The 1,175-nt window shown below is 70.0% G+C and carries 1 protein-coding gene; it reads right to left on the bottom strand.

Features of this window, described 5'->3' with window-relative positions; genetic code table 11:
* Nucleotides 1-1,175: type VI secretion system Vgr family protein (locus tag FBZ87_RS28990; RefSeq protein WP_145614032.1), on the bottom strand; the 1,175-nt coding region annotated here is incomplete at both ends.

The raw sequence follows: 1,175 nt of genomic DNA on the forward strand, positions 1-1,175 counted from the left end.
GCGGGCAGGCCGAGGGGGGCGGTGGTCTCGGAATTGGGGACGGAGCCCAGGATGACGGGGCGGTCCGGGTTGCCCTCCAGGAAGGCGACGACGACCTCCATGCCCATGCGGGGGATGGTCTGGGCACCGAAGCCGCGGCCGGCCCAGCCCTGGGCGACGCGGACCCAGCAAGAACTGCCCTCGTTGGACTGGCCGCGCCGGTCCCAGAAGAACTGCACCTTCACCCGGCCATGCTTGTCGGTGTGGATCTCCTGGCCCTTGGGGCCGACCACGACGGCGGTCTGCAGGCCGGAGATGCTGGGTCGGGGGGTGACGCGGCGGGGCACGAAGGGGGTGGCGGCCGGCAGGCAGGTGAAGTGGTTGGCGTAGCCTGAGTGGCTGGCGCCGCCGCCCTCATAGCTGAGGTCGCTGGCGCGGTGGCTGGCGGAGAGCACGACATAGGCGCCGTTCTCGGCGGCGACGGGATGGTCGGTCAGCTGGAAGCGGCCGCAGGGGGTCATGGAGCGGCAGTCGCTGGCGCCCTGCACCGTCTCGCGCTCCACCTCCTCCGCCTGCATGGCCAGCTTGGCGCGGCGCTCGCCATCGCCGGCGCTGTCGTGCAGGCCGGGATAGTCGAAGTGCTCGTGCTGGGGGTCCTGGGTGTAGCTGGAGACGGTGGGGACGGTCTGCTTCAGGTCCAGCTTGCTGGTCTGGAAGTTGTAGTCGGTCATGGCCCAGGCGCTGGCCTGGTAGGCGTGGCTGCGGTGCCACTCGGTGATGTGGTTGGAGCGGGAGGAGGTGGCGCTGAAGGGGATCAGCGGCTCATCGCCCGTCTGGTAGGCGGAGGTCTGGGCACCCAGGACCAGGGTGTGCTTCCCCGCCTCGTGGCGGAAGAAGTAATAGAGGCCGTCCTCCTCCATCAGGCGGGAGACGAAGGCGAAGTCGGTCTCGCGGTACTGCACGCAGTACTCGCGGGGCGGCGGGGCGCTGACGCCGGAGAAGTCGTACTGGGTGACGCCCAGCTCGCCGAAGATGGTCTCCAGGATGTCGAGCGTGGTCTTGTTCTGGAAGATGCGGCAGTCGCTGGTGCGGGTCAGGAACCACAGGCGGGGGACGACGCGCAGGACATAGTGGCGCTGCCCGCGGGAGGCGGCGTGGCCGCCGGTGAGCGAGGCGACGACGCCGTTGAAGACGCG

The sequence above is a fragment of the Nitrospirillum amazonense genome, from assembly GCF_007828035.1.
Classification (GTDB): Bacteria; Pseudomonadota; Alphaproteobacteria; order Azospirillales; family Azospirillaceae; genus Nitrospirillum; species Nitrospirillum amazonense.